The following is a 22,226-nucleotide window of genomic DNA, read 5'->3' as shown; positions in this document are numbered from 1 at the left end:
ACATGACCGAAGACGCACAGGCGGTGAAGCTCTATCTCGATGACCTGACCGTCGGGCAGCGCTTCACCAGCCCTTCCCATGTGATGGAAGTCGACGAAATCCGGGAATTTGCCGGGCGCTACGATCCGCAGTTCTTCCATCTCGACGAGGAACTGGCGCGCGGCAGCCTGTTCGGCAGGCTCGCGGCCAGCGGCTGGCACACGGCCGCGACCACCATGCGGCTGTTGGTGCAGAGCCTGCCGCTGGCCGGCGGGCTGATCGGCGCGGGCGGGGAAATCTCCTGGCCCCGCGCCACATGGCCGGGCGACCGAATCCATGTGGAAAGCGAGATCGTCACCATCGCTCCGTCGCGCTCGAAACCAGAACGCGGCCTCGTCACCTTCCGCAGCGAGACGATCAACCAGAACGGCGAGATCGTTCAGGTGTTCACACCGAAGATCGTCTCGTGGAGGCGTGGGGCCGCGATGGCAGGGGCCTGAAGCAGCGGCCGTCTCCTTTCCAGCTCAAGGGGCTCGCGAAAGCGCGGCTAGACCCGGATCGCCAACCTCAGACCGCCCCAGTGGCGGCCGGAGACGGTGATCGGGGCAGAGATGTCCTTCATCACCACGAAATTGCCGCCGCCCATGTCGCGGCGGTAGGTCTGCACGAGGAAGGGTGCCGTCGAACGGCCAGCGGCAAGGCCGACGCGATCATTGAAGATACGGCGGTTGCGGCAGTTGGCGGTGTTCCACACGGGATCGCCGGGGCGCTGCGGCTGAGAGAATTTCCGGTTATGGGTCGGCAGGTAGCCATTGGTGTCCACCGCTGCGCAGAAGCCGATGCGGTCGGAGAGCGTAAGCACCGGCTCAAGGATCGGAGGCAGAACCTGATCGGTGAAATCCGTGAAGGCGGCGAGCATCTGCACCGGATCGGTGCCAACCATCGGCCGGTAGTTCTGGTCGAACAGTGCGGCGATGCCGATGCGCCCGCTATCGACGCCCTGCTGGAAGGCCCTGGAAATCGCCGCGGCTACTTCGCAAGCCGTATCGATCCAATGGCTGTCTTCCGTCTCTATGCCAGCACTGGCGGTGAGCTGGATCAGGGTCTCGGAAAGATTGACCACCTTTTCGACGCGAACCGCGGCATTCTGCAGCGCCGCGTCGGAATGCTGGACCTCCGCCGCCATCCCGCCGAGCGTGCGAACGAAATCGGCACATTGCCGCTCGACCGTCTCAGTGGTTTTCGCCATCACAGAGGACCCATCGAGAATGCGGGTGATGACCTCTTCCATCGCACCGAAGGACTGGTTCATCGCTTGCGAAGTATCGCGCACGCCGAGCGCGCTTTCGCTGGCCCCCCTGCCCGCCTCGGAAAGCTTGGTGATCTTGTTGCGGATCTCGTTGAGGATCGCCTGAATGGAGCCTGTTGCCTGCGAGGTCTGCAGCGACAACGCCCGTATTTCGGCAGCGACAACGGCAAACCCCTTGCCGGCCTCACCGGCGCGGGCCGCTTCGATTGCCGCATTCAGCGCCAGAAGATTGGTCTGGCGGGCAATCGAGCCGATTTCCTCGGCAACCTTATCGACATTGGAAAGCGACACGGCGAAGGCGCCGATTTCGCTGGAAATCTCCCCCGACGCCGCAACCATGCGGTCGATCTTGTCTACGGCGCCGGCAAGGCGGCTCGCAGACTCGCCAAGCATCTGGCGGGCACCGGCCGCCGTCTCATCTGTCGAACGCAGCGATCGGGCGACATCCTTGTTGGTTTCGGCAATGGCTAGCGCCGTGCCGGTGACCGTGTTGAAGGTGCTGGTATGGCGCTTCGACATCGTCGCGACGTCCTGAATAGCGCCGGCGATATCGACCAGATCGACGCCAAGCGTCGAGGCCTCGTGGGCCAGTTTTCCGATAATGCCGCGCAGCGTCTCGGCATCGACAAGCGGGGAGCCGGTCGGGGAGTATTCCTCCTCCGGCAGCAATCTTTCCACGACGTTCATGCGGCGAGTCCTCCAACCCGCAAGCAGTATCGGCGGCGCGGGTTAAAGATTCGCAAACATGTGCATCGACGAAAGAAGCACAACCAAAACGCGATCAAAGGCCCTACCCTGCTGGGAAAACCCCGTCAGAGAGCACCGATATCCTTAAGCTTTTTCAGAACGGCAGCACTCGGCTCGCCGTTTTCCGGCAGGCGGTAATGACGCTGGAAACGACGGATCGCGGCACGCGTCTGATCGCCGGCAACCCCGTCGATGCTGACATCAGTATAGGCAATGTTGGAAAGGCCACGCTGGATTTCCATGACGAGGCCCGGATCCGGCGCATCGGTGAGCGTCGCGGGCAAAGCTTCGGCATCGTTGGCATCGGCGGATGCCGGGATGGCGGCCGGCGGTGTCCGGCCGTCCGAATTGAGCGGGGCGGGCCTGGGCTGAACCGGCTTCGGCTGAATCGCCCGTGCCGTTTCGGGTTTAGCCGCAGGCCGGGTCGGCGCTGTCGTGACCACCTTCTCGGCACTGCGGATGGCGGCGGCAACCGGGTCCTTCGTCGCCTGCGACGACGAAACATCGGCCGGCGGGCGCTGTTTCGGCACGGCGGCGGTGGCGCTGTTGTCGACCCGGAGAGCTGCCAGCAGCTCGTCGCTGACGAGGCCGTTCGGCTCCATGCCCACGGACTTCTGGAAAACGGAAATGGCCGCTTCCGTCTGCGGGCCGATCACACCATCTGGATCGCCGGCATAAAGGCCCCGGCGAGAAAGCTCTGTCTGAACCGCGATCGCAAGCTCACTGACGCCGTCGCCATCGAGATCGCCGCTCGGCAGCGGTGCCTGGGCTTGCTGTGCGGGCGCGATATCGGTGGGCGGCTGTTCGCCCTCGGCGGGTGCGCGCTCAATCCTGAACGTGGTGGTGTTGCCCGGATCCTGCTCCTGCATGGGATTGCGGGCGACGCCCGCAAGCGCATTGAAATCGGCGGCGTCGCGGGTGCGGAAGATCGGCGATGGATGGCGGCCGGGCTGGTACCAGAGCGCATTGGCGGCGACGAAACCGAAGGCAACGGCAAAGGTCGCCACCCCGCCGATCAGGCGGGGGTGGCGGGACGCACCGCGCGCGAGCGCGGCAAAACCCGCGGAAAGCAAGCCGGACACCCGTGATGCCGGCTTCCTTTCAGGCGCTTTTCGCTTTCGCTTCGTCATGCACAGTTTCTTTCCTGCCCAATTCGCGGACCTGCATTTCCAGCGGCTTCAGCCGCGGCGGAAACTCAACCGTATTGTCTTCGGCAGCCAGCACGGCCGCCGCACCGGAACCGTCCGCCGGCAGCGTCACGGTAACCACCGTGCCCTCGCCCGGACGACTTTCCATCCTGAAGGTGCCGCCGTGGAGGGCCGTAAGCCCCTTTACCAGCGACAGGCCGAGGCCCGATCCTTCGTGGCTGCGGCTCAGACCATCGTGGATCTGGGTGAAAGGCCTGCCGACCAGCGCCATCTTCTCGGGCGCGATGCCGATGCCGGTATCGCTGACGACGATCTTGAGCTGCGAACCTTCGCGCGTCGCGTCGATAATGACGGCGCCGCCCGCTTCCGTGAACTTGATCGCATTGCCGACCAGATTGATCAAGACCTGACGCACAGCGCGACCATCGGCCACGACATCGCCAAGACCGCGCGGCAGGCGGCTCGTCAGCGAGACGCCCTTGCTGGCGGCCTGGAGCGACAGCATCTTTTCGCATTCGTAAACCGCTTCAGCGATCGGGAAAGTTTCCAGAAGCAACTCGTAACGGCCGGCCTCAATCTTGCTCACGTCGAGCATGGCATTGACCACCGACAGGAGATGGGCGCCCGACTGGCGAATCAGCTGGACATATTCGCGCTGGCGGTCGTTCTCGAGCTTGCCGAAATATTCGCCGGCAAGAATATCCGAGAAACCGAGGATGGCATTGAGCGGCGTGCGCAGTTCATGGCTTACGGCCGCGAGGAAACGCGACTTCGCCTCATGGGCGGCGGCCACCTCGTCTTCCCGGCGGGAAGCCATGTCGCGGATCTGCATTTCACCGGCGATGTCGAGCATCTGGGCATGAATGGCGCGGAGCGAGCCATCGTGCGAACGCTCGGCCGACATATCCAGACGCACATACATGAACTGGCTATGGGCGAGCCCGATGGCCGGGCGCTCCAGCCTCAGATCGATGACAACGGCATCCACGCCCTGGCGCAACTCGTCCAGCGACTGCACGAAGGCGATGCGATCGGAAACATGGATCTGCTCGACGAAGGCGCGGCCAAAGGGATCGCGCAGGAAGGAAAGATACCAGTCGCAGTCGCGGCCACCAGCCGAGCGGACGATACCGGCCGCATCGAGGCCCAACACGAGACCGGGGCAGAAATCGACAGACAGATCGCCCGGCCGTTCCTCTTCCTCTCCTGCGCGCCCGGCGGAGCCATGCCGATGGCCGGCAATCATGAGGACGCAAGAAACGAGGAAAGCCGCGATAACCAGCGTCACGCCGAGCGGCAATGCGGTCGCCGGTCCGAGAATGAAGGAGAGAATGAGGGGCACCGCGACGAGCGGAACAACGAAGCCCGCAGCAAGGCGGCGCACGATTACGATTTCGCCTGAAGCGACCGGATCGCCGTTTGCGCTCCACGACAGGCAGTTGCCGGCCGTACGATCAACGATCGCCTCCGCCCTACCCGCAATGTTACGCAATACCAACACCATTCATACTCGCGAAACGACTCATTTCGTGAGCCGAACATAGGCCGTCCGCGCTTAAAGAAAAGATAAGGTGAGCCCTTTCAACACCCTTCAGAGGGCCTGTCTGGTCCATATCGAGACAAATCGACGAAGCTTTCAAAATCGTGGTTAACGGGGCGTAAGCGACGGAATTGTCTCATATTTCTCCACCGCGTTAACTTTTGTGGCGGCGCCGTCGCGGCAAAGCCGGTGGATTACCGGGACTTCGCCATAGTTATGCTTAACGTCGCTCGCTAAACTTCGAAGCAAATGCCCCTCAAAGGCAGATCGTTCAACTTTTAATCGAATTTGGCACGAATCCGAGGAAGTTTTGAAAAGCGATCTTTGCACCCCGCCGATACCTTTGCTTCAGACGACCGGGAAACAACCCGGCACAGGCCGGGCACGACCGGCGACACGGGATTGGTGAAGACGATGTGGTTTCTGATCAAGGGAACGTTCTGGTTTTCGATGGTGCTGGTCGCGCTGTCCTATTTCGGGACCCAGCCCCAAACAGAAGAAGCGGCCGGCCCGAAATTCGCGCTCGGCGACGCAATCACCGTTGCCACCGACGCCTATCAATACATTACCGCCATCTGCAGCGAAAAGCCTGACGTCTGCGAAAAAGGTGCCGAAACCCTGACCGCGCTCGGCCACCGGGCCCGCGAAGGCGCCTATGTCGCCTACCAGATCCTCGACAGCCAGTTTGCCGACGACGGCAAGGCCGATACTGCCGCTCCGGGAATGCCTGTCAAACCGGCAACCGTGAAGCCGGCGATTGCCGCCACCGAAACCAAGCCTGCCGCCGAGCCTGCCACGATTTCCGAAATCATCACCGGCACGGTGACCCCGGAGCCGCGCCCGAAGAACGGCAACGGCCCGAAACCTTATACGCCGCCGAAACTCTGAGTCTTGCCTCTAGCCTAAGCCTTGTCTCCTGGGTCCGGTCCCGCGACCCCGCCAACCTCTTGCATCGGAACCGACCTTCCGCCTTGCGGACCGGTTCGGGTGCCTGTCTGCCTGTCCCACAGGAACTTACGGCATATTGCCGGGCCGCGCGGAGGAAACACCGCGCGGCATTTTTCTTTTCACTGCACATGTCGTGACCGCAAAACCGCACACACTTTTGCGCGATATGGCTTCCTTCCCGCATGTCGTGACCGCAAAACCGCACACACTTTTGCGCGACATGCTTAGAACTGTTCCATCTTTGCCCGGGATCGCCTATATCCAATGGGAACAGCAAGGACTTCCGACGCCATGACGACATTGCAGCAGATGATCGACGATTTTGCCTATCTCGACGACTGGGAGGATCGCTATCGCTATGTCATCGAACTCGGGAAGGCGTTGCCGGATCTGCCGGAGACCGAGAAGACGGCCGAGAACAAGGTGAAGGGCTGTGCCAGCCAGGTCTGGCTTTCCACCCATGTGCATGAAGGCGACGATCCGGTCATCGATTTCTCCGGCGACAGCGATGCGCATATCGTGCGGGGCCTCGTGGCAATCGTGCTTGCAGCCTATTCCGGCAAGCACGCTTCCGAGATCGTCAAGCTCGACGCCATCGACCTTTTCTCCCAGATCGGCCTGATCGAGCATCTCTCGGCCCAGCGCGCCAACGGGCTGCGCTCGATGATCCAGCGGATCCGCGAGGAAGCCGCCCGGCAGCTGGTGGCCTCCTCCACAACGTCCTGACCGCCCCTCACCCGCGTTCCGGGCGGTAATCCTCCGCACCCCAGCGATGTTCGCGACGGCTTTGCCGCGTGGGCGGAGCATAGTGGCGGGCGAGCGCCATCAGCCCGGTGCGCAGCATCAGCTTGGCCGAGCGTGCCGGCCACTGCCTTTCCCGCTCGACGGTTTCCAGCCCCTTCATGAAGCAGCAGACATCGAGCACGACACCTGAAAGCTCCGGTCCCACCGCCTCGATGGCCGCATTCAGGCGGTCGCGCGCACCCAGCGCTGAATCCGTGAGGTCGCCGGCGGCTGAAGGCTGGCCGCGCAGCCTGCCCGCAAGCCTTGGTTCCCAGGAAGCGGTGATACGCGGCTGCAGGCCGGCGCGCTCAAAGTCGGCAGCAAAGCGATCGCCTGCGGCAAGCGCCTCTTCGCCTAGATAGGCCTCCCCCGACTTTTCCTTCAATCGCGAGAGGGCCGAAAGCGGCGACTCCGCCATATTGCGCCGGACGGTCGTGCGCACCTCCGCGACCTCCGCGGTTCCCATGACGATGTCGCGATGCTGGCCGGTGAAGGCATCGTCGCCGTCATCGGCCATGGCGCGGCGCAGCCAGGTGCGCGTGCCCTCGCAAGCCATGAGACGGTTACCCTCACGCGACAGCAGGCCCGAAGACACCGCATGACGCAGCACGGCGACCGGAGCCTGAAGCGTTGCGCCATCTCCCGCTTTCAGGAGAGCGGCCGCTCCCTCCATTCCGGTCATGGTCAAGGGTCCCTTCAGAGACGCCCGCAAGAGACGCAGGAGCGGCCGTCGGGTGGAGGCTCCGATCTCGACGCCGGGGTTGCGCTGAGCCCGCATAGTTGCGGAGGATGACGTTCTCATGGACGGCTCCCCGGCAGGAGAAGCAGGGTTTCGGCCAGCCGCTCGACGCTGGCGACAAAGGCATCGAAACCCGGATCGTCTCGCCGGTCTTCCACCACATGGCAGGAATGGGCGACCGTCGTGCGGTCGCGGCCAAAGGCATCTCCGATTTCCGAAAGCGGCATCTGCAGCGCGACGTGGCAGACATACATGGCGATCTGACGGACATGGCAAACCATGCGACGGCGATCGCCGCGTGACTTGGCGGAGCCGTCACCTGTCATCGTCAGCATTTCGGAGGTCATCTGCCGGACGATCATGCAGAGGATACGGCGGTCAGCCGTGACTTTCACCGGACCGGGAACAGGAGGAGGCAGGGCAATATCTGGCGTCATATGAATACTCCCAAATTGTAGGAATTTATTCATACACCAACAATGGAAAGCGAGGATAAGAAAAGTGTCAGGCACAACGAAATTCGCTGAATTCGCTCAATCTTTCATTTTTCCTCAGCCCTCACATGGGATTAATTTCCTTATTCCGGACATAAAAAAACCGGGCATTGCCCGGTTTTTCAATCTTTGAGCGTGCGGCTCACTTGCCGCGCTTGCGGCGCTGTCCGAGGCCCATTTCCTTGGCGAGGCGCGAGCGAGCCTCGGCATAGGCGGGCGCGACCATCGGATAATCGACCGGCAGATCCCACTTTTCGCGGTATTCTTCCGGGCCGAGATTGTGATGGGTCATCAGGTGGCGCTTCAGCGACTTGAAGGCCCCGCCACATTCCAGGCAGATGATCTGATCGTCCTGCACGGACTTGCGCACGGCAACAGCCGGCTTCTGCTTCTCGACGACCGAAACGACGGGAGCCGGCGATGAGGTGTTGCTCAGGGCCGAATGGACGTCGGAAATAAGGTTGGCGAGGTCTGCGACCGGCACTACGTGGTTGCTGACATAGGCCGCCACGATGTCAGCGGTCAGTTCCACCAACAGATCATGGCCATGGCCATATGCAGTTTCAGTCATTTCAATTCTCCTGTTCAAAGAATGCTTGCCAGGCGCCCGCCGGAAAGCCGACGCCACTCCTTAAGCAAACAGGCGATGCCCCGGTGACGGTCCTGTCGTTTCCGACGTGGAATCCACCCCTAGATTCCGAACTGACGCGAGGATCATATCCTGCCTGATCCCGCACCTGTCTTCACAACGACGCGAAACCCCTGCAAGTGTAGTATTTTTAGATACAACAAAGGCCGGATGAATTTTCCGTTGCAACAGCCAAGTTCTCAAGATCTGTGCTTGACTAATTCGATTATCATCATTCCCGCAAAAGTCCACTTAATATTTTTCATCAATTATGGGGAGCCCGCATGCCTTTTATTCCAAACAATCCGTAGCATGCGCATGTTGGCGGTGCAAAAACAGTGAAACATCCTGAATATCAGGGCACTTAAGTAACATGTACTTAAGGATTCTTGTTTTTCAATTCATCCATCACGGAAACAGTGGATAATGTATACCCGAACTGATGAGCAGCCCGCGCAAGCAGATGCGCCGAGAGCGGCGCCGTCAGTATGAAAAAGAAGAAACCGGCAAGAGCGCGAGTGAAAACGGCGATATCTCCGGAAAATATCCCGAGCGCAAGTAAAAGCAGCCCGGAGCCGACGGTTCCGGCCTTGGACGCTGCGTGCATGCGGGTGTAAAGATCGGGAAGCCGGTTGATTCCGATGGCCGCCACGAGCGCGAAGAGCGCCCCCACGACGATCAGTATTGCGGTCACAATAGTCAGCACAGTCGCCATCATTTCATACCCTTCCCTGAAGGATCGCTCTCTGCATCGAGCAGGCCTGCCTCCTTTCGGACAAGCTGCGGATTGCCGCCGATTTCCAGCAACAGCAACGGGCCATCCTCGGCCGGCCGCTCCCCCCTGAGGCCGCGGGCAAGAATGAAGCGGGCGAAGGCTACGGTGGCAAGAAAACCGACAAGACCGAGCGAGATGGCAATATCGACATAGAGCGTATAACCGGTGCGAATCGCTATGACGGCGATCAAACCGATGGCGATGCCCACCAGCATATCGAGCGCCAGCACCCTGTCCGGCAGGGTCGGGCCTCTCACCACCCGGTAGACCGTCAGCAGCAGGGAGACGCCGAGCACGACGAGCGCGAAATTGCAGGCGAGCGGAATGACTGTGTCGGGTGCGATCATTCAAAGGCCTCCCTGATCCGGCGTTCGAAACCTTCGGCAATGTCGCGTCTTGCGCCCTCGACATCGGAACAATCGAGCGCGTGCACATAGAGTGTCTTGCGGTCTTCCGAGACATCGACGGACAGCGTGCCCGGCGTCAGCGTGATGAGATTGGCGAGAAGCGCGATTTCGAAATCGCCTTTCACCGTCAGGGGATAAGCGAAGATGCCCGGCTTTATCTCCATCTTCGGCTTTACCACCAATACCGCCACCTTGAAGGCGGATTTCGCCAGTTCGACGAAGAAGAGCCCGATCAGCAGCGAAACGCGCAGCGGGCGGACAGGATAACCGGTCGTCTTGGTCTGTTCGCGAATGAGGCTCAGGGAGAGACCGGAAACAACGAGGCCTAGAAGCAGGTTGTGCAGCGTGGCGCTGCCGGTGACCGCCAGCCAGATGACGGCCATGGGAAGAGCAAGCGCATAATAGATCATCGGCCACCTCCCGCCGGGAATACCGAGTAGTAGTAGGCGGATGGGTTACCCAGGCCGATCGACGCATCCTGACTGATCGCGACAAGCTTTTCCGGGAAAAGTCCGAAGCCGACGACAAGGGCGGCAAGCGCCGCGATGGGCAGGATTTCGACAACGTCGCCCTTCGGCGCAGCAAGCGCGGCAACCGGGGTTGCGCCTTCTCCCGCTCCGACAAGCGCGGGCCGCCAGTAGGCAAGCAGAAACAGCCGGCCGAAGGCGATGGTGGTAATGAAGCCGGACACCAGCACCGCGCCCGCCAGCCACCACGCGCCGATATCGAGCGACGCCTTGACCAGCATGGCCTTGGGCCAGAAGCCGGAGAATGGCGGCAGTCCACTTGCTGCGAAAAACAGGGCAAGCGACAGCCCACCGAACAGGGGCGCAGCGACCCAAAGGCCGGCAAGCTTTTCCAACCGATAGGAGCCGCCAAGGCGGGCGGCAATGCCGGCCAACAGATAGAGTGCCGTCATCAGCACGATCGAATGCAGCGCATAGGCGATTGCCGCGGCCAGCCCCGCTTCGCCACCGATGGCAATACCGGCCAGCATGTTGCCGATGCCGGCAATGACGACGAAGCCGAGGAGACGGCGGATATCCGATTGCGCCAGCGCGCCGAGCGCGCCGAGAACCATGGTAAGTGCTGCGGCGATGGCGATGACGAGGCTCAGTGCCTCGCGCTCGACCGGCAGCAGCATGACCATGACCCGGAACAGGGCGTAGACCCCGACCTTGGTGAGCAGGCCGGCAAACAGTGCCGAGACCACGATGCGGGGCGTATGATACGACGCAGGCAGCCAGAAGTTCACAGGGAAGGCTGCCGCCTTCATGCCGAAGGCCAGTAGAAAGAGGCCGGCCAGCGTCATCAGCGGCGCGGTTTCCCGGAGTTCGTCGGCCTTGGCGGCGATATCGGCCATGTTGAGCGTGCCGAATACGGCGTAAAGGTAGCCGACGGAAATGAGGAAGAGCGTGGTGGCGATGAGGTTCAGCACCGCATACTTCAGCGCCCCGTCGATCTGTTCCCGCTCGGACCCCAAGATCAGCAAGCCGAAGGACGAGATCAGCAGCACCTCGAACCAGACATAGAGGTTGAAGATGTCACCCGTCAGAAAGGCGCCGGAGACGCCGGCCATCATCACCATCAGGAAGGGATAGAAGCCGTAGCGACGACCGCTCGAACCGATGTCCTTCAACGCATAGACGCCGCCGGCAAGCGCCACCAGCGCTGACGCAAATGCCAGCAGCGCGCCGGTGAGATCCACGGTAAAGGCGATGCCGAAGGGCGGCAGCCAACGGCCCATCATCATGGTCACCGGCCCTTCGGAAATAACCCGCGCCAGAAGCGCCGCATCGGTGAGCACCAGCGCGACGAGGCCGGGAATGGCGACGTAAGGATGCAGCCGGATCGAATGGCGCATCATCAGGAGCACCGCACCGCAGAACAGGCAGAGCGCCACCGGCAGGATGACCAGCCAGTCACCGGTCGCGGTCGGCTCCATCACGAGCGCGCGGGAGAGATCGACGGGGGAGGATACGGCCATCAGGGAAGTTCCCCCGCCCGCATGGAGCATCGACCATCAGCCGAACGGGTGAGCATCTTCGCAAGATCCATCGTCAATACCCCAATGGCGGCAGCGGCTCGGCCTTCGGTTCGGCGGCGCGCATGTCGTCGGTGTCGTCGGTTCCGAGGTCCTGATAGGCGCGGTAGGCGAGCACCAGCAGGAATGAGAAGAAGGAGAAGGAAATCACAATGGCCGTCAGGATGAGGGCCTGCGGCAGCGGGTTGGCGGCATTGGCGGAAAGTGTATCGGCACCGGCCGGGATGATCGGCGGCACCTCGCGGGTCAGCCGGCCGGCGGTGAACAGCAGGAGGTTGACCGCATTGCCGAGGATGGCGATGCCGAGCAGGATGCGCACGACATGCTTGGACATCATCAGGTAGAATGCGGCGGCAAAGAAGATGCCGACGAGACCGCACAGCAGGACTTCCATCAGTCCAGCCCCCTTTCTTCCAGCGCCAGCGCAATCGAGGTGATCGCGCCGACAACGACGAGATAAACGCCGACATCGAAGGACATCACGGTAGCCAGCGGAACCTCGACGCCGAGGACTTCAGGATAGATCCACAGCCCGGTCATGAACGGCACGCCGAAGGCTGCGGAGATGAGGCCGGAAAGCGTCGAGAGCAACAGCCCCGCTCCGGCAATCGACAGCGGGTGAAAACGAAGCGACCGGCGCACCGCCTGCACGCCGAAGGCGATGCCATAGATGGCGAAGGCAGAAGCCGCGATCAGCCCGCCGATGAAACCGCCGCCCGGCTCGTTATGGCCGCGCAGCAGCACGAAGACCGAAAACATCAGCATCAGCGCGGTGATGAACGGGGCGAAAACCCGGAAGATGACCGTATTCATGGCGTCTTCTCCCTGCCGGCATTTTCAGCCTCGATGGCGGCAACCGATTTCTGTCCGGCAGCGACGGGCGTCACCCGGATGCGGATCAGCGCGAGGATGGCGAGGCCGGTAATCATCACCACCGAGATTTCACCGAGCGTATCCGTGCCACGAAAATCGACAATGATGACGTTCACGACATTGGCGCCGTGGGCGATCACCTTCGAATAGGTGTTGAAGAAATCGGTGAGCGCGGTGTCGAACGGCACCTGCGATGCCTTGAGAAGAAGCAGCGAGAAGCCGAGGCCGCAGGCAATGGCAATGCCGCCATCGACAACACGCTCGATCAGGGTGCGGTGATCGGCGGGCGAGAGCCTCAGCCGGGTCATGACCAGCGCGAGGATGACGACCGACAGCGTCTCCACCATGAATTGGGTGAACGACAGGTCGGGCGCGCCGAACAGCAGGTAGATGACGGCAACGGCAAAGCCCTGAATGCCGAGCGAGACGATGGCCGTCAGCCGGTCCTTCGAGCGCAGCACGGCGGCGAGACCGATGACAGCGATGGCGAAAAGCGCCAGTTCGTGGAAATGCACGTCGTCAGGCCAAGCGGGCATCTTCGGCAGTTCATCGAAGGCGAAAAGCGGGATCAGCAGCACCAGCGCGAGAAGTGCGAAGGTGAAGGTGACATAGACATCAAGCCGGCCATTCTGGATGATCCGAGTGACGCCGAAGGCGAAGCGCACGAGGCCCCGAATGAAGACATCGAAGCCGCGATCCGGGCCGGGACCGAGAATGTCGAGCAGGCGCTCCATGGCCTGACGGGCGCGGGAAAGGCCGAGATAGACGAGGACGCCGAGGATGACAGTGATGCCGGAGAGCGCCAGCGGCAGACCGATATGCGGTTCAAGGGAGATGGTGACGTTCTTCGTCACGCCGGAAACGGCGCTAGCCATGGGCGAGGAAACCGCCCAGTGCCATGCACCCGAGAAGACGGCAGCGGCGAGACCGCCGAGCGCCAGAGCGAGCGGTCCGAGCCAAAGGAGCGCCGGTCCTTCATGGGCGTGTTTCGGCGTTTCCACCTTCCGCCCGAGGAAGGGTTTCAGGGCGACAGCAAAGGCAATCGCGAACATCAGTGCGTTGCCGATGATTGCGGCGAGCGTGAAGACGACGGAACGCGGGCCGGAGCCCGCGAGCGCCGCATAAATCTCTTCCTTGGCGAGAAAGCCGAAGAAGGGCGGCAGACCGGCCATGGAGATGGCGGCAAGAAGGGCGGCGGCGAAGGTGACCGGCATGGCGGCGCGCAGACCGCCGAGCTTCGTCACGTCGCGGGTGCCGGCCTCGTGATCGATAAGGCCGGCGACCATGAAGAGCGCGCCCTTGAACAGCGAATGGGCGACCAGATAGAGGACGGCGGCCTCGACCGCATAGGCCGAACCGAAGCCGGTCAGCAGAACCAGAAGGCCGAGCGAGGCGACGGTGGTGTAGGCCAGCATCAGCTTGAGGTCGGTCTGGCGGATGGCGAGCAACGCGCCGACGAGCAGCGTGATGCCGCCGAAGAATGGCAGCAGGATTTCCCAGGCGGGCGTGGCACCCATCACCGGATTGAGCCGCATCAGCAGATAGACGCCGGCCTTCACCATGGTGGCCGAATGCAGATAGGCCGAGACCGGGGTTGGCGCCTCCATGGCGTTGGGCAGCCAGAAATGGAAGGGAAACTGCGCTGATTTGGTGAAGGCGCCACCGAGCACCAGAAACAGCGCCGCCATGTAGAAAGGGCTCTGGCGCAGGATATCGTCGGCATGAACGAGCAGCGAAAGCTGGGTGGTGCCGGTGATGTTCCAGATGAAGATCAGGCCGGCCAGAAGCGCCAGTCCACCGCCGCCCGTCACCACCAACGCCTGCAGCGCCGCGCGGCGCGAGGCCTCCCGCTCATGATCGAAGCCGATCAGCAGGAAGGAGGTGATCGATGTCAGTTCCCAGAAGACGAAGAGCATCAGGAAGCTGTCCGACATCACAACGCCGAGCATGGAGCCCATGAACATGAGGATGAAGGAGAGGAAACGCCCCTGCTGCGGATGGCCCTTCAGGTAGCCGCCGGAGTAAAGCACGATCAGCGCGCCGATGCCGGTGATCAGCAGCGCGAAGGTGAGCGAGAGACCATCGAGGAACCAGGAAAAGCTGAGATTGAGGCTCGGCACCCAGGCATAGCCGCCCGTGACCACCTCGCCACCGGCAATCTCCGGCACGAAGCGCAGAAGATGGATAAAGATGGCCAGTGGAACCAGCGCGATGAACCACGCAGCATTGGCGCCCAGGCGGCGCACGGCGACCGGGGCGAGAAGCGCGGCCGCAAATGGCAGGGCCATGGCAAGAAAGGTCAGGGCAACCCCATCTCCTGTCATCAATACTCCCCTGCTGCTTCCCGCAGCCTGATCCCCCGACGTCATTTGAGTGTCCGTTGTTAAGATATATGGTTGGGAGCCTCAAGCGAGTTCGCAAAGTGACGGGAAGAAACCGACGGACAACGTGTTCAAAATTAATTGAACTCGATCGGTGGACTGGCCGTGGCGGCGTAGCAGCGAATGGCGACCCCGCTGCCCGAAGCCGGGGCTATTCGGCGGTGCGGCTCTGTGGGGACTGCGCGGGAAGTTAGCCGCGCGCCGCAGACCACTTTCGGCGCAGGTAGACGATCTGCGCCGAAAGGCCGACCACGAGGAGGATGAGCAAACCAGCCTGGAAACCGAGGAGCAGCGGCGCATCGAGCGAGGTCACGAAGGGATGCCCGTCAGGCACCCGCCGCAGGATCTCGCTTACTGTCGGCAGCATCAGGAGGAAGACCGACAGGCTGAGACAGACGGTCTCGATATAACGCGCCAAGCGCGGAGAAACCGGCAGCAGCCCCGCTCCATAACCGGCAAGCACCAGCAACGCTGTAATGAGGCCGATGACATAACTGACCGGCTGGTGGGCGACGAAAAATACCGTGGCGGCACCGATCAGCATCGACACGAAATAAACGCCACCCGGAATGGACCGGGGCACGATGCGCCCATGACGGGCGAACATATAGAAGGCGACGGGGATGGCAGGCAGGCTGCCGAGTGTGTGCAACCAGCCGAGCGGGGAGATACCGAACATGCAGAGATCCTTTCACGGGTGTCGAAACGGGAATAAATCTACCTATCAGTTGGTAGGCAAATACAGCAAAAAGAGACGCGCCGCGCGGCATCACCCGCGAGCCTCGAGACGAAGAAGCAAGGGGTCGATGATCGCCTCGAACACTGCGGGATCACCATAGGCACGGGCCGACAGCATGGCTCCGTGTAACGTGGCCATGAAAACCTCTGCCTCCGCCTCAGCGGTCCCGGAAAGCGTGATGACGCCCTCTGCGCCGCCCCGCCGCAGCACCGAGGTCAACCAGCGCGACAGGGAACGGAAATGGGCCCTCACCTCCACGACGACATCCTCCGGAAGCACCGGGATCTGGGATGCCAACAGGGCGCAGACGCAGAAAGGTTCCGTGACATCGACAATGCAGGCCCGCCAGTATCCGGCATAGGCGCGCAACTGCGCCATTGGGTCGGATACGTTACGCTCGAGCGCGGCAAGCCCCGCTTCCGCCTCCTCGCGATAGCGCATGACCAGGGTACGGACCAGATCGGATTTGGCCGGGAAATGGTGATGGATACTGGCCTTGCGGATGCCGACGACATTGGCGATGTCGGCATAGCTGAATCCGTTGTAACCGCCTGCAATGATTAGCGTGCGAGCACAGCGGAGAATGTCGTCCGAGGTGGTGGAAAGGTTGCTCATGGGAGCTTATCTACCTACCAATAGGTAGACTGTCAATCCCGTGGCTTGAACGCTGCCCTGACCTGCGACGGTATACCGGGTGGAGCGGCGTCAGGTCAGCGATCCTGTCGAGGTATATGCAATCGGATCCCGCGTGTCCGACATTGCCGCCGATGGGTCGGTGTCCTATCTAGGAGGAAAACAAGGAGATGATCATGGCAGACCCCGTCAAACCGAAGATCGAGAAGAGCGATGCCGAGTGGCGCGAGCAGCTGACGCCGGAACAGTATCATATCCTGCGCGAGCACGGTACCGAGCGGGCCTTCACCGGCCCCTACTGGAACTCGTCCGAAAAAGGCCTTTATCGCTGTGCGGCCTGCGATGAGCCGCTGTTTTATTCCGACACCAAGTTCGATGCCGGCTGCGGCTGGCCGAGCTATTTCGAGCCGGTGAAGCCCGGCGCCGTGACCGAGCACCGCGATGCTTCCTACGGCATGGTGCGCACGGAAATCCGCTGCGCCAATTGCGGCGGCCATCTCGGCCACGTCTTCCCCGACGGCCCGAAACCGACCGGCCTGCGCTACTGCATCAACGGCCATTCGATGGTGTTCGAACCTGAGGCTTGATGAAAAGGCTCGACTATACAAGCCATTGATGGCGCGTTGCATGACACAACGACGCTCCGGCTTCCCATCTGCCTTGCCAGGCATCTCCCCCACAAGGAGGAGACCAACGTGTGACTAGTGTCGCATCCTTCGGCTAACCAATGAAGAAGGAGTCCACCCTGTATCCGGTGAACATGGGCAGGGCGACACCCCGATGTTTCCCCCCGTGTGGGGGAGATGGTCGGCAGACCAGAGGGGGAAACGGCGAGCACACGGCCCAAACCGACACTCCATTGTACCGAGCGAGCCTCCCCACTCACTCCCACAAAACCGCTTCGCACTTTTGCTGGAATTGCTCTATTTCTTTGTTTTGCGCATTTCCGGACGCAAAACCGGTTCCCACTTTTGCTGGAATTGCTCTAAGTTCCGCGCCACAGCATCCAAGGGAATCATCCGCGTGAGCAATGTCGTCGAATTCAGGAAACCGCCGAAGCCCAAGGAACCGAAGAAGGTGCCGCCGGGGCTGAAGAAAGCCCTGATCGTTGCCGGCATCATCGCGGCTTTCGTGTTGGTCTGGGGCTATTTCAACTTCTTCGGCGGCTGACCGGCCGTATCGGTGGCCATCGCGACGGCATTCTCTCCGCGCCAGCGCGTCGGGTTCATGCCGGTTACCCGCAGGAATTCGCGGTTGAAATTCGACTTGGTCATGAAACCGGCCTCGAAGACGATGCGGGTGACGGGCATATCCGTTTCAGCCAGAAGCCGGCAGGCCTCGGCGACGCGGAAATTGTTAACGTATTGCGAAACGCTCATGCCGTGGACACGGTTTACCGCATGGGAAACGGCGCGGGCCGGCAGGCCCATGCGACGGGCGAGCTTGCCGAGATTGAGGCCGGTATCGGCATAGAGGCGCCGTTCGCGGATCAACCGGTCGAGACCGGCAGCAACCGCCTCGTCCTCGCATGACACCTCCGGCGTCGCAGAATATGCCTCGGGACCTTCTGCTGATGTCTCCTCCGCCTCGCCAGACCCTTCTTCCGTGCCGGCAACGACGGCTGCAATGCCGAGCAGGAGCAGGATGACGGTGGTTGCCGCCGAGACCACCATGGCGGAATGCCGCCCGCCGCCGACCGCCATGTCGAGGCTGATGGCGACGTCGGTCAGAGCCGACGAAATCAGCGCAAGGGAGGCCAGCACCAGCGAGCGATGAGAACGCAGCGAACCGTCGAGGCGCGAGGCGACGAGGCCATCTGTGCCAAGGCGAGCAATCCAGGCGAGCGCTGCGCCATAACCCAGGAATTCCGCGATGATCAGGAGATCGATGGAGCTGCGCCACACCGGAAGCAACGCGGCAAGCGCCAGCGTCGGCACGAGATGTGGCCAGTCGCGGAGCGAAATGCCGCTTCCCTCCTCGCGGGCGAGATCGCGAAAGGCAAGATAGGTCAGCGGCGGCACGAGGCTCGCCAGCAGCGACAGGAGCGGCAGGATGGCCATGACGCCATAGCCCCAGCGCAGGCCGACCAGCAGGGTCTGCACCACATAAAGCGCCACCAGCAGCACGAAAAGATGATTGCGGGCAAGGCTTTCCCGCCCCTGCAGCAGGAGCCGCACGAGAAAGGTGGCGAGGAAAAGCGAGACGGCAAACGATAGCGGTACGAAGATCATCGGCAGGTCGGCGGGCATGAGGAATGAGATCTGATGTCGCCATATGGCCCGAAAGCGTGTTCAAGGTCGACCTGAAACGCGATCAAGGTCGCGGCCGCGACGCCCGGCATGCTCGATGGGGACGTCCCCACATCCAAAGGAGCACGCCCCATGAAAGTCCGAACCGCCCTCCTCTCCATCGCCGGCACGATCCTCGCGCTCGCGCTGATCGATGGAGCCGTCGCCTTCATTTCCACCCGCGACAGCCTCGCAGGCCCCGTCGATCTTTCCGGTGTATCGACGATCCGCATCGAGGGATCGGCAAGCGACATCCGCATCACCACCGGCTCCGAAGGCCCTCATCTCGCCGAACTGAAGGGCGAGCGCCGTGGCTGGGGCGCCATATGGCATTCCAGCTGGTTTTCCGATGCCTGCCCGGCGCGCGGCGAGATGCGGGTCGATGGCAACACGCTGATTGTCGATGTCGGAAGTACACCGCGTTTCTTCGACTGGTCGGACTGCACCATGGAGCTTGCCGCCGACATTCGGCCCGACTCGGCCGTCGTCATCGACCAGAAGGCCGCGCGCACCCGGCTCGACGGAGACTTCTCCGTGGTCGACATCCGCAGCGACGCCGGCGATATCAGCTTCAACGGCCATGCGGAAAACCTGACGATCTCAGGCGCGGCACTCAGGGCGCGGATCACCTTCAAGCGGGTCATGCAGAACGAAACGATCGCGATTTCCGGCAAGATGCTCGATGCGACGCTGCGCTTCCTGCAGCCAACGGCGGTCAGCTATCTGGTGGAAGCAACCGCCTCCTTCGTGGACAGCGCCCTGCCGAATACGCCGGGGGCAAAACCGGCAATCACCATCCGAGGCGAGATGCTGCGCGCGCGCATCGAATGACCTTGCCGCAATCGCATCGGCGAACACGTGGTGTGCGTCGCAAACAGAGCTTGTCAAAAGGCCATATTTCCAGAGTATTCTAAGCAAGATTGATTCGTATTATCGGTAATCGATGGTTTCGCTCGCGCTCGTTCTCTGGCTGCTGCCCGCCGCGCTCTTCATGGGGTTGACCTATGTGGAGGGCACGGCGAACGGCAATGGCTGGGATGGCGCCCGCATCCTCGGACTTGTCGCAAGCTTCCTCTGGCCGGCAGCCCTGCCGGCCTTTCTCGTCTATGCGAGTTGGTATTATCGTCACAACAAGGGCACACCGCCCGAGATGCGCCGCTACGAGGGCAATGGCGATCTCGCCGTCTTTGAAGGCTTTACAGCCTCAGTTCCATCGCGGCCAGATCGAGCCAGCGGCCGAACTTGATGCCGACTTCCCGGTGAATGCCGACGAGGCGGAAGCCAAGGCGTTCGTGCAGGGCGATCGAAGCCTTGTTCTCCGCCTCGATCGCCGCGATCATCACATGCATGTCCGCGGCCTTCGCCCGCGCGATCAAATCCAGCATCAGCTTTTTGCCGATGCCCGCGCCGCGGCAATCCTTGTCGACATAGACGGAATGCTCGACGGTGTGGCGATAGCCGTCGAAGGCCCGCCACTCGCCATAGGAGGCGTAGCCCGCCACCTTGCCGTCCTTCTCCGCCACCAGCACCGGAAAGCCTTTTGCACGGCGCAACTCCAGCCAGACGCGGCGGTTATCGACATCGATCAACACCTCGTTCCAGATCGCGGTCGTGTGCTCCACCGCATGATTGTAGATGTCGCGGATCGCCGGGAGATCGGCCTCGACGGCATCACGGATGAGAACGGGTTGCTGCATGACAAATTGTCCACTATATTGACGATATGTCTAATTTATCAGACGATTTCGACCGCTGTCTAGGGGAAAGAATCCGTACCGAACGGACAGCGCGCGGCTGGTCGCTCAGCGATCTTGCCGAACGCGCCGATGTTTCCCGGGCGATGATCAACAAGGTGGAGCGGGGCGAAAGCAGCCCGACGGCCGCTTTTCTCGGCAAGCTCGCCGGGGCGCTGTCGCTCAGCGTCTCCACCCTGATCGCACGGGCCGAAGCAAACGGCAGGCGGCTTTTCCGGGCCGGCGACCAGCCGGTATGGACCGACCCGGAAACTGGTTACGTGCGGCGACAGGTTTCGCCCGCCGTCGACATGCCGCTCGAAATCGTCGAGGTCTCCCTGCCCCCGGGCGCCCGGGTTCCCTATGATGCGGCGGCCTTCGCCTTCCTCCGGCAAATGATCTGGGTGCAGGAAGGCAGCCTCGTCTTCCTCGAGGGAGAGACCCGCCACCACCTCGAGGCAGGAGACTGTCTGGCGCTCGGCCCGCCCACCGACTGTGCCTTCATCAATGAAAGCGGCGAAGCCTGCCGTTACGCGGTCATTCTGCTCAAGGGGCGGTGAAGGGCGCACCGGCTTCCCTGACGCGCATCAGAAAGACCAGACCCTCTCGCATCACTTGAATGTTCGCAAGAATCACCCTCAAGTTGTCGTGGTTTCATTAGCCATTTTCGACGGAGGCCTCCATGCCAAACTTCATTGTGCCGCTTGTTATTCGTTATTTCTTGATATCGCTCGCGTTCACCGCAGCCCTGATAGCACTGGTTGCCCTGCTTCTTCATTTCAATGTAGTCGAGAAAGTGGGATCAAGTGCCGGTACAAGTGTAACTTTCGCCAGCGGGTTGCTAACCGGAGCATATTTTCGCAAACGCGAGGGCCGTCTCGCGGAATGGGACGAGTGCTGGCGGATTTCGACCGTTTTGTTGTTGCCGCAACTCGTGCTGGCGTTAATTTCACTGGCCATCTCCTATGCAGCAGGTGGCCTTCCCTTTGACGCATCATCACTGGCCTCAGGCACGCTTATCGGGATACTCGGCTTTGCCATCGTTTTTGGCTCACTACTGAACTGGATCGTAACCGCCATCTCATTCCGTTTCGGATCGAAAATGGCTCCAAGATCAGCAAAAGGCTGGCGAAACCTCAAAGGGTGATCGCAGTAAACACCGCCGAGTAATGCACCATGGCCGCGGTTAGCACGAAGCCGTGCCAGATGGCGTTCTGGAAGCGCAGGCGCTCCCAGACGTGGAAGATCACGCCGGCCGAATAAATGATGCCGCCAGCGAGGATGAGCGTCATGGTGATGCCGGGCAGGATCTGCGAAATCGGGCCCATGGCGAGCGCGCCGCTCCAGCCCATTGCGAGATAGAGCAGGATCGCCAGCCGGTCGTAGCGGCCGGGGTAACGACACTTCAGCCAGATGCCGATGATGGCCGTGAGCCAGATCGCGCCGAGCAGCGCCATGATGCGCCAGTCATCCGAACCCTTGACCAGAAACGGCGTATAGGTGGCGGCGATCAGTACGAAAATCGCGGAATGATCGAAGCGGCGCAGCATCCACTTGGTGCGTGAATTCGGCCACATGTTGTAGGTGCAGGAAACGCCAAGCGAGATGACGAGGCCGAGGCCATAGATCCAGGCCGCCGCCATTTCCGCGTGGGAAGACCAGACCGTCGCATAGAAGATCAGAGCGGTGGCCCCGACCAGCGCGAAAACCACGCCGAGGGCGTGGACGATGCCATCGGCCACCAGTTCGTGAAAATCATAGGGCCGCCCGAAGCGGAACTGATCGGTCATCGATGCAAACTTTCATTCATGCAAGGTCTTAAAGCTGAAGCACCGTGCGCCGATCCAGCACACAAGACACACCACAGCTCCCTGTATCAACGCATCGGGTCCTCCAGAAAATCGACCCCGATTTTCGGGCCAATGCGCCAAGGTTTCATCATGGGCGAATTCACCGGCCGGAACAAGTCAACCTTCGGACGGATCTGGAATACTCCGTGAGCACAGGCAAGCGCAATTCAGGGAAACCGCCGGCCTTT

Annotated in this window: 27 protein-coding genes; 9 read left to right on the top strand and 18 right to left on the bottom strand. The window is 61.7% G+C overall.

Annotated elements, in window-relative coordinates; translation table 11 throughout:
- Positions 1 to 2 precede the first annotated feature (2 nt).
- Positions 3 to 479, top strand: coding sequence for a MaoC family dehydratase (locus H4I99_RS02245; RefSeq protein ID WP_186663190.1), 477 nt, complete (start codon positions 3 to 5; stop codon positions 477 to 479).
- Positions 480 to 526: 47 nt separating this feature from the next.
- On the opposite strand, the gene H4I99_RS02240 is transcribed toward H4I99_RS02245, so the two are convergent.
- From H4I99_RS02240 to H4I99_RS02230, 3 genes are all read right to left on the bottom strand, one after another.
- Positions 527 to 1,975, bottom strand: a complete 1,449-nt coding sequence (locus tag H4I99_RS02240) for a methyl-accepting chemotaxis protein (protein WP_163904202.1) — start codon at positions 1,973 to 1,975, stop codon at positions 527 to 529.
- 125 nt (positions 1,976 to 2,100) lie between these two features.
- On the bottom strand, positions 2,101 to 3,165 hold the full coding sequence (locus H4I99_RS02235) for a peptidoglycan-binding domain-containing protein (protein ID WP_163904200.1): 1,065 nt from the start codon (positions 3,163 to 3,165) through the stop codon (positions 2,101 to 2,103).
- The gene (locus H4I99_RS02230) at positions 3,137 to 4,687 is read right to left on the bottom strand and encodes a sensor histidine kinase (protein ID WP_163904198.1); all 1,551 of its coding nucleotides are present in this window, start codon (positions 4,685 to 4,687) and stop codon (positions 3,137 to 3,139) included. The genes H4I99_RS02235 and H4I99_RS02230 overlap by 29 nt, the downstream gene beginning before the upstream one ends.
- A gap of 450 nt (positions 4,688 to 5,137) precedes the next feature.
- Here H4I99_RS02230 and H4I99_RS02225 point away from each other — a divergent pair, with 450 nt between their 5' ends.
- Both H4I99_RS02225 and H4I99_RS02220 read left to right on the top strand, forming a co-directional pair.
- The gene (locus H4I99_RS02225; protein WP_163904196.1) at positions 5,138 to 5,611 is read left to right on the top strand and encodes a DUF5330 domain-containing protein; all 474 of its coding nucleotides are present in this window, start codon (positions 5,138 to 5,140) and stop codon (positions 5,609 to 5,611) included.
- A gap of 351 nt (positions 5,612 to 5,962) precedes the next feature.
- The gene (locus H4I99_RS02220; RefSeq protein ID WP_163904194.1) at positions 5,963 to 6,397 is read left to right on the top strand and encodes a SufE family protein; all 435 of its coding nucleotides are present in this window, start codon (positions 5,963 to 5,965) and stop codon (positions 6,395 to 6,397) included.
- 7 nt (positions 6,398 to 6,404) lie between these two features.
- Here the strand turns inward: H4I99_RS02220 and H4I99_RS02215 are convergent, their stop codons facing one another.
- The 12 genes from H4I99_RS02215 to H4I99_RS02160 form a co-directional block, all read right to left on the bottom strand.
- The gene (locus H4I99_RS02215; RefSeq protein ID WP_244624844.1) at positions 6,405 to 7,256 is read right to left on the bottom strand and encodes a DUF6456 domain-containing protein; all 852 of its coding nucleotides are present in this window, start codon (positions 7,254 to 7,256) and stop codon (positions 6,405 to 6,407) included.
- Positions 7,253 to 7,630, bottom strand: a complete 378-nt coding sequence (locus H4I99_RS02210) for a helix-turn-helix domain-containing protein (RefSeq protein ID WP_163904192.1) — start codon at positions 7,628 to 7,630, stop codon at positions 7,253 to 7,255. The genes H4I99_RS02215 and H4I99_RS02210 overlap by 4 nt, the downstream gene beginning before the upstream one ends.
- 199 nt (positions 7,631 to 7,829) lie before the next feature.
- Entirely contained in the window at positions 7,830 to 8,258 is a 429-nt protein-coding gene (locus H4I99_RS02205) for a Ros/MucR family transcriptional regulator (protein WP_163904191.1), read from the bottom strand.
- Positions 8,259 to 8,694: 436 nt separating this feature from the next.
- Positions 8,695 to 9,033 carry a monovalent cation/H(+) antiporter subunit G gene (gene mnhG, locus H4I99_RS02200; RefSeq protein ID WP_163904189.1) on the bottom strand — a complete coding sequence of 113 codons (339 nt, stop codon included), beginning with the start codon at positions 9,031 to 9,033 and terminating at the stop codon, positions 8,695 to 8,697.
- Positions 9,030 to 9,437: a cation:proton antiporter gene (locus tag H4I99_RS02195; RefSeq protein ID WP_163904187.1), complete on the bottom strand. Its 408-nt coding sequence runs from the start codon at positions 9,435 to 9,437 to the stop codon at positions 9,030 to 9,032. Before H4I99_RS02195 ends, mnhG begins: the two co-directional genes overlap by 4 nt.
- Positions 9,434 to 9,907: a Na+/H+ antiporter subunit E gene (locus H4I99_RS02190; RefSeq protein WP_163904185.1), complete on the bottom strand. Its 474-nt coding sequence runs from the start codon at positions 9,905 to 9,907 to the stop codon at positions 9,434 to 9,436. The genes H4I99_RS02195 and H4I99_RS02190 overlap by 4 nt, the downstream gene beginning before the upstream one ends.
- On the bottom strand, positions 9,904 to 11,484 hold the full coding sequence (locus tag H4I99_RS02185; RefSeq protein ID WP_163904183.1) for a Na+/H+ antiporter subunit D: 1,581 nt from the start codon (positions 11,482 to 11,484) through the stop codon (positions 9,904 to 9,906). Before H4I99_RS02185 ends, H4I99_RS02190 begins: the two co-directional genes overlap by 4 nt.
- Before the next feature lie 73 nt (positions 11,485 to 11,557).
- Positions 11,558 to 11,935: a Na+/H+ antiporter subunit C gene (locus tag H4I99_RS02180; protein ID WP_163904181.1), complete on the bottom strand. Its 378-nt coding sequence runs from the start codon at positions 11,933 to 11,935 to the stop codon at positions 11,558 to 11,560.
- Positions 11,935 to 12,354, bottom strand: coding sequence for a Na+/H+ antiporter subunit B (locus tag H4I99_RS02175; RefSeq protein ID WP_163904180.1), 420 nt, complete (start codon positions 12,352 to 12,354; stop codon positions 11,935 to 11,937). Before H4I99_RS02175 ends, H4I99_RS02180 begins: the two co-directional genes overlap by 1 nt.
- Complete coding sequence (locus H4I99_RS02170) at positions 12,351 to 14,738, bottom strand: putative monovalent cation/H+ antiporter subunit A (RefSeq protein WP_163904178.1); 2,388 nt, start codon at positions 14,736 to 14,738, stop codon at positions 12,351 to 12,353. The genes H4I99_RS02175 and H4I99_RS02170 overlap by 4 nt, the downstream gene beginning before the upstream one ends.
- Positions 14,739 to 14,985: 247 nt before the next feature.
- Entirely contained in the window at positions 14,986 to 15,474 is a 489-nt protein-coding gene (locus H4I99_RS02165; RefSeq protein ID WP_163904176.1) for a hypothetical protein, read from the bottom strand.
- A gap of 90 nt (positions 15,475 to 15,564) precedes the next feature.
- The gene (locus H4I99_RS02160; RefSeq protein ID WP_163904174.1) at positions 15,565 to 16,149 is read right to left on the bottom strand and encodes a TetR/AcrR family transcriptional regulator; all 585 of its coding nucleotides are present in this window, start codon (positions 16,147 to 16,149) and stop codon (positions 15,565 to 15,567) included.
- A 194-nt stretch (positions 16,150 to 16,343) separates the two neighbouring features.
- Between H4I99_RS02160 and msrB the strand changes: the two genes are divergently transcribed.
- Positions 16,344 to 16,754 carry a peptide-methionine (R)-S-oxide reductase MsrB gene (gene msrB, locus H4I99_RS02155; protein WP_099059917.1) on the top strand — a complete coding sequence of 137 codons (411 nt, stop codon included), beginning with the start codon at positions 16,344 to 16,346 and terminating at the stop codon, positions 16,752 to 16,754.
- 436 nt (positions 16,755 to 17,190) lie between these two features.
- On the top strand, positions 17,191 to 17,337 hold the full coding sequence (locus tag H4I99_RS02150; RefSeq protein WP_164490793.1) for a hypothetical protein: 147 nt from the start codon (positions 17,191 to 17,193) through the stop codon (positions 17,335 to 17,337).
- Here H4I99_RS02150 and H4I99_RS02145 read toward each other — a convergent pair.
- Positions 17,313 to 18,416 (bottom strand): helix-turn-helix domain-containing protein, encoded by a 1,104-nt coding sequence (locus H4I99_RS02145; protein ID WP_163904172.1) that lies wholly within the window; start codon positions 18,414 to 18,416, stop codon positions 17,313 to 17,315. The genes H4I99_RS02150 and H4I99_RS02145 overlap by 25 nt on opposite strands.
- A 132-nt stretch (positions 18,417 to 18,548) precedes the next feature.
- On the opposite strand from H4I99_RS02145, the gene H4I99_RS02140 reads away from it, so the two are divergent.
- Together H4I99_RS02140 and H4I99_RS02135 are read left to right on the top strand one after the other, a co-directional pair.
- On the top strand, positions 18,549 to 19,286 hold the full coding sequence (locus H4I99_RS02140; protein ID WP_163904170.1) for a hypothetical protein: 738 nt from the start codon (positions 18,549 to 18,551) through the stop codon (positions 19,284 to 19,286).
- Positions 19,287 to 19,398: 112 nt separating this feature from the next.
- Positions 19,399 to 19,701: a hypothetical protein gene (locus tag H4I99_RS02135; protein ID WP_163904167.1), complete on the top strand. Its 303-nt coding sequence runs from the start codon at positions 19,399 to 19,401 to the stop codon at positions 19,699 to 19,701.
- Here the strand turns inward: H4I99_RS02135 and H4I99_RS02130 are convergent.
- Entirely contained in the window at positions 19,652 to 20,152 is a 501-nt protein-coding gene (locus H4I99_RS02130; RefSeq protein WP_163904166.1) for a GNAT family N-acetyltransferase, read from the bottom strand. The two genes, H4I99_RS02135 and H4I99_RS02130, sit on opposite strands and share 50 nt — an antisense overlap.
- 26 nt (positions 20,153 to 20,178) lie before the next feature.
- Between H4I99_RS02130 and H4I99_RS02125 the strand changes: the two genes are divergently transcribed.
- Positions 20,179 to 20,748 (top strand): helix-turn-helix domain-containing protein, encoded by a 570-nt coding sequence (locus H4I99_RS02125; RefSeq protein WP_163904164.1) that lies wholly within the window; start codon positions 20,179 to 20,181, stop codon positions 20,746 to 20,748.
- A 122-nt stretch (positions 20,749 to 20,870) separates the two neighbouring features.
- Complete coding sequence (locus tag H4I99_RS02120; protein WP_163904162.1) at positions 20,871 to 21,335, top strand: ABZJ_00895 family protein; 465 nt, start codon at positions 20,871 to 20,873, stop codon at positions 21,333 to 21,335.
- Here the strand turns inward: H4I99_RS02120 and trhA are convergent.
- Positions 21,325 to 21,978, bottom strand: coding sequence for a PAQR family membrane homeostasis protein TrhA (gene trhA, locus H4I99_RS02115; protein ID WP_163904160.1), 654 nt, complete (start codon positions 21,976 to 21,978; stop codon positions 21,325 to 21,327). The genes H4I99_RS02120 and trhA overlap by 11 nt on opposite strands.
- Positions 21,979 to 22,226: the final 248 nt, after the last annotated feature.

The sequence above is a fragment of the Paenirhizobium daejeonense genome (genome assembly GCF_014280875.1).
Taxonomy (GTDB): domain Bacteria; phylum Pseudomonadota; class Alphaproteobacteria; order Rhizobiales; family Rhizobiaceae; genus Allorhizobium; species Allorhizobium daejeonense.
Note: the sequence above shows the minus strand (reverse complement) of the source record. Positions and strands in the feature narration are given on the sequence as shown.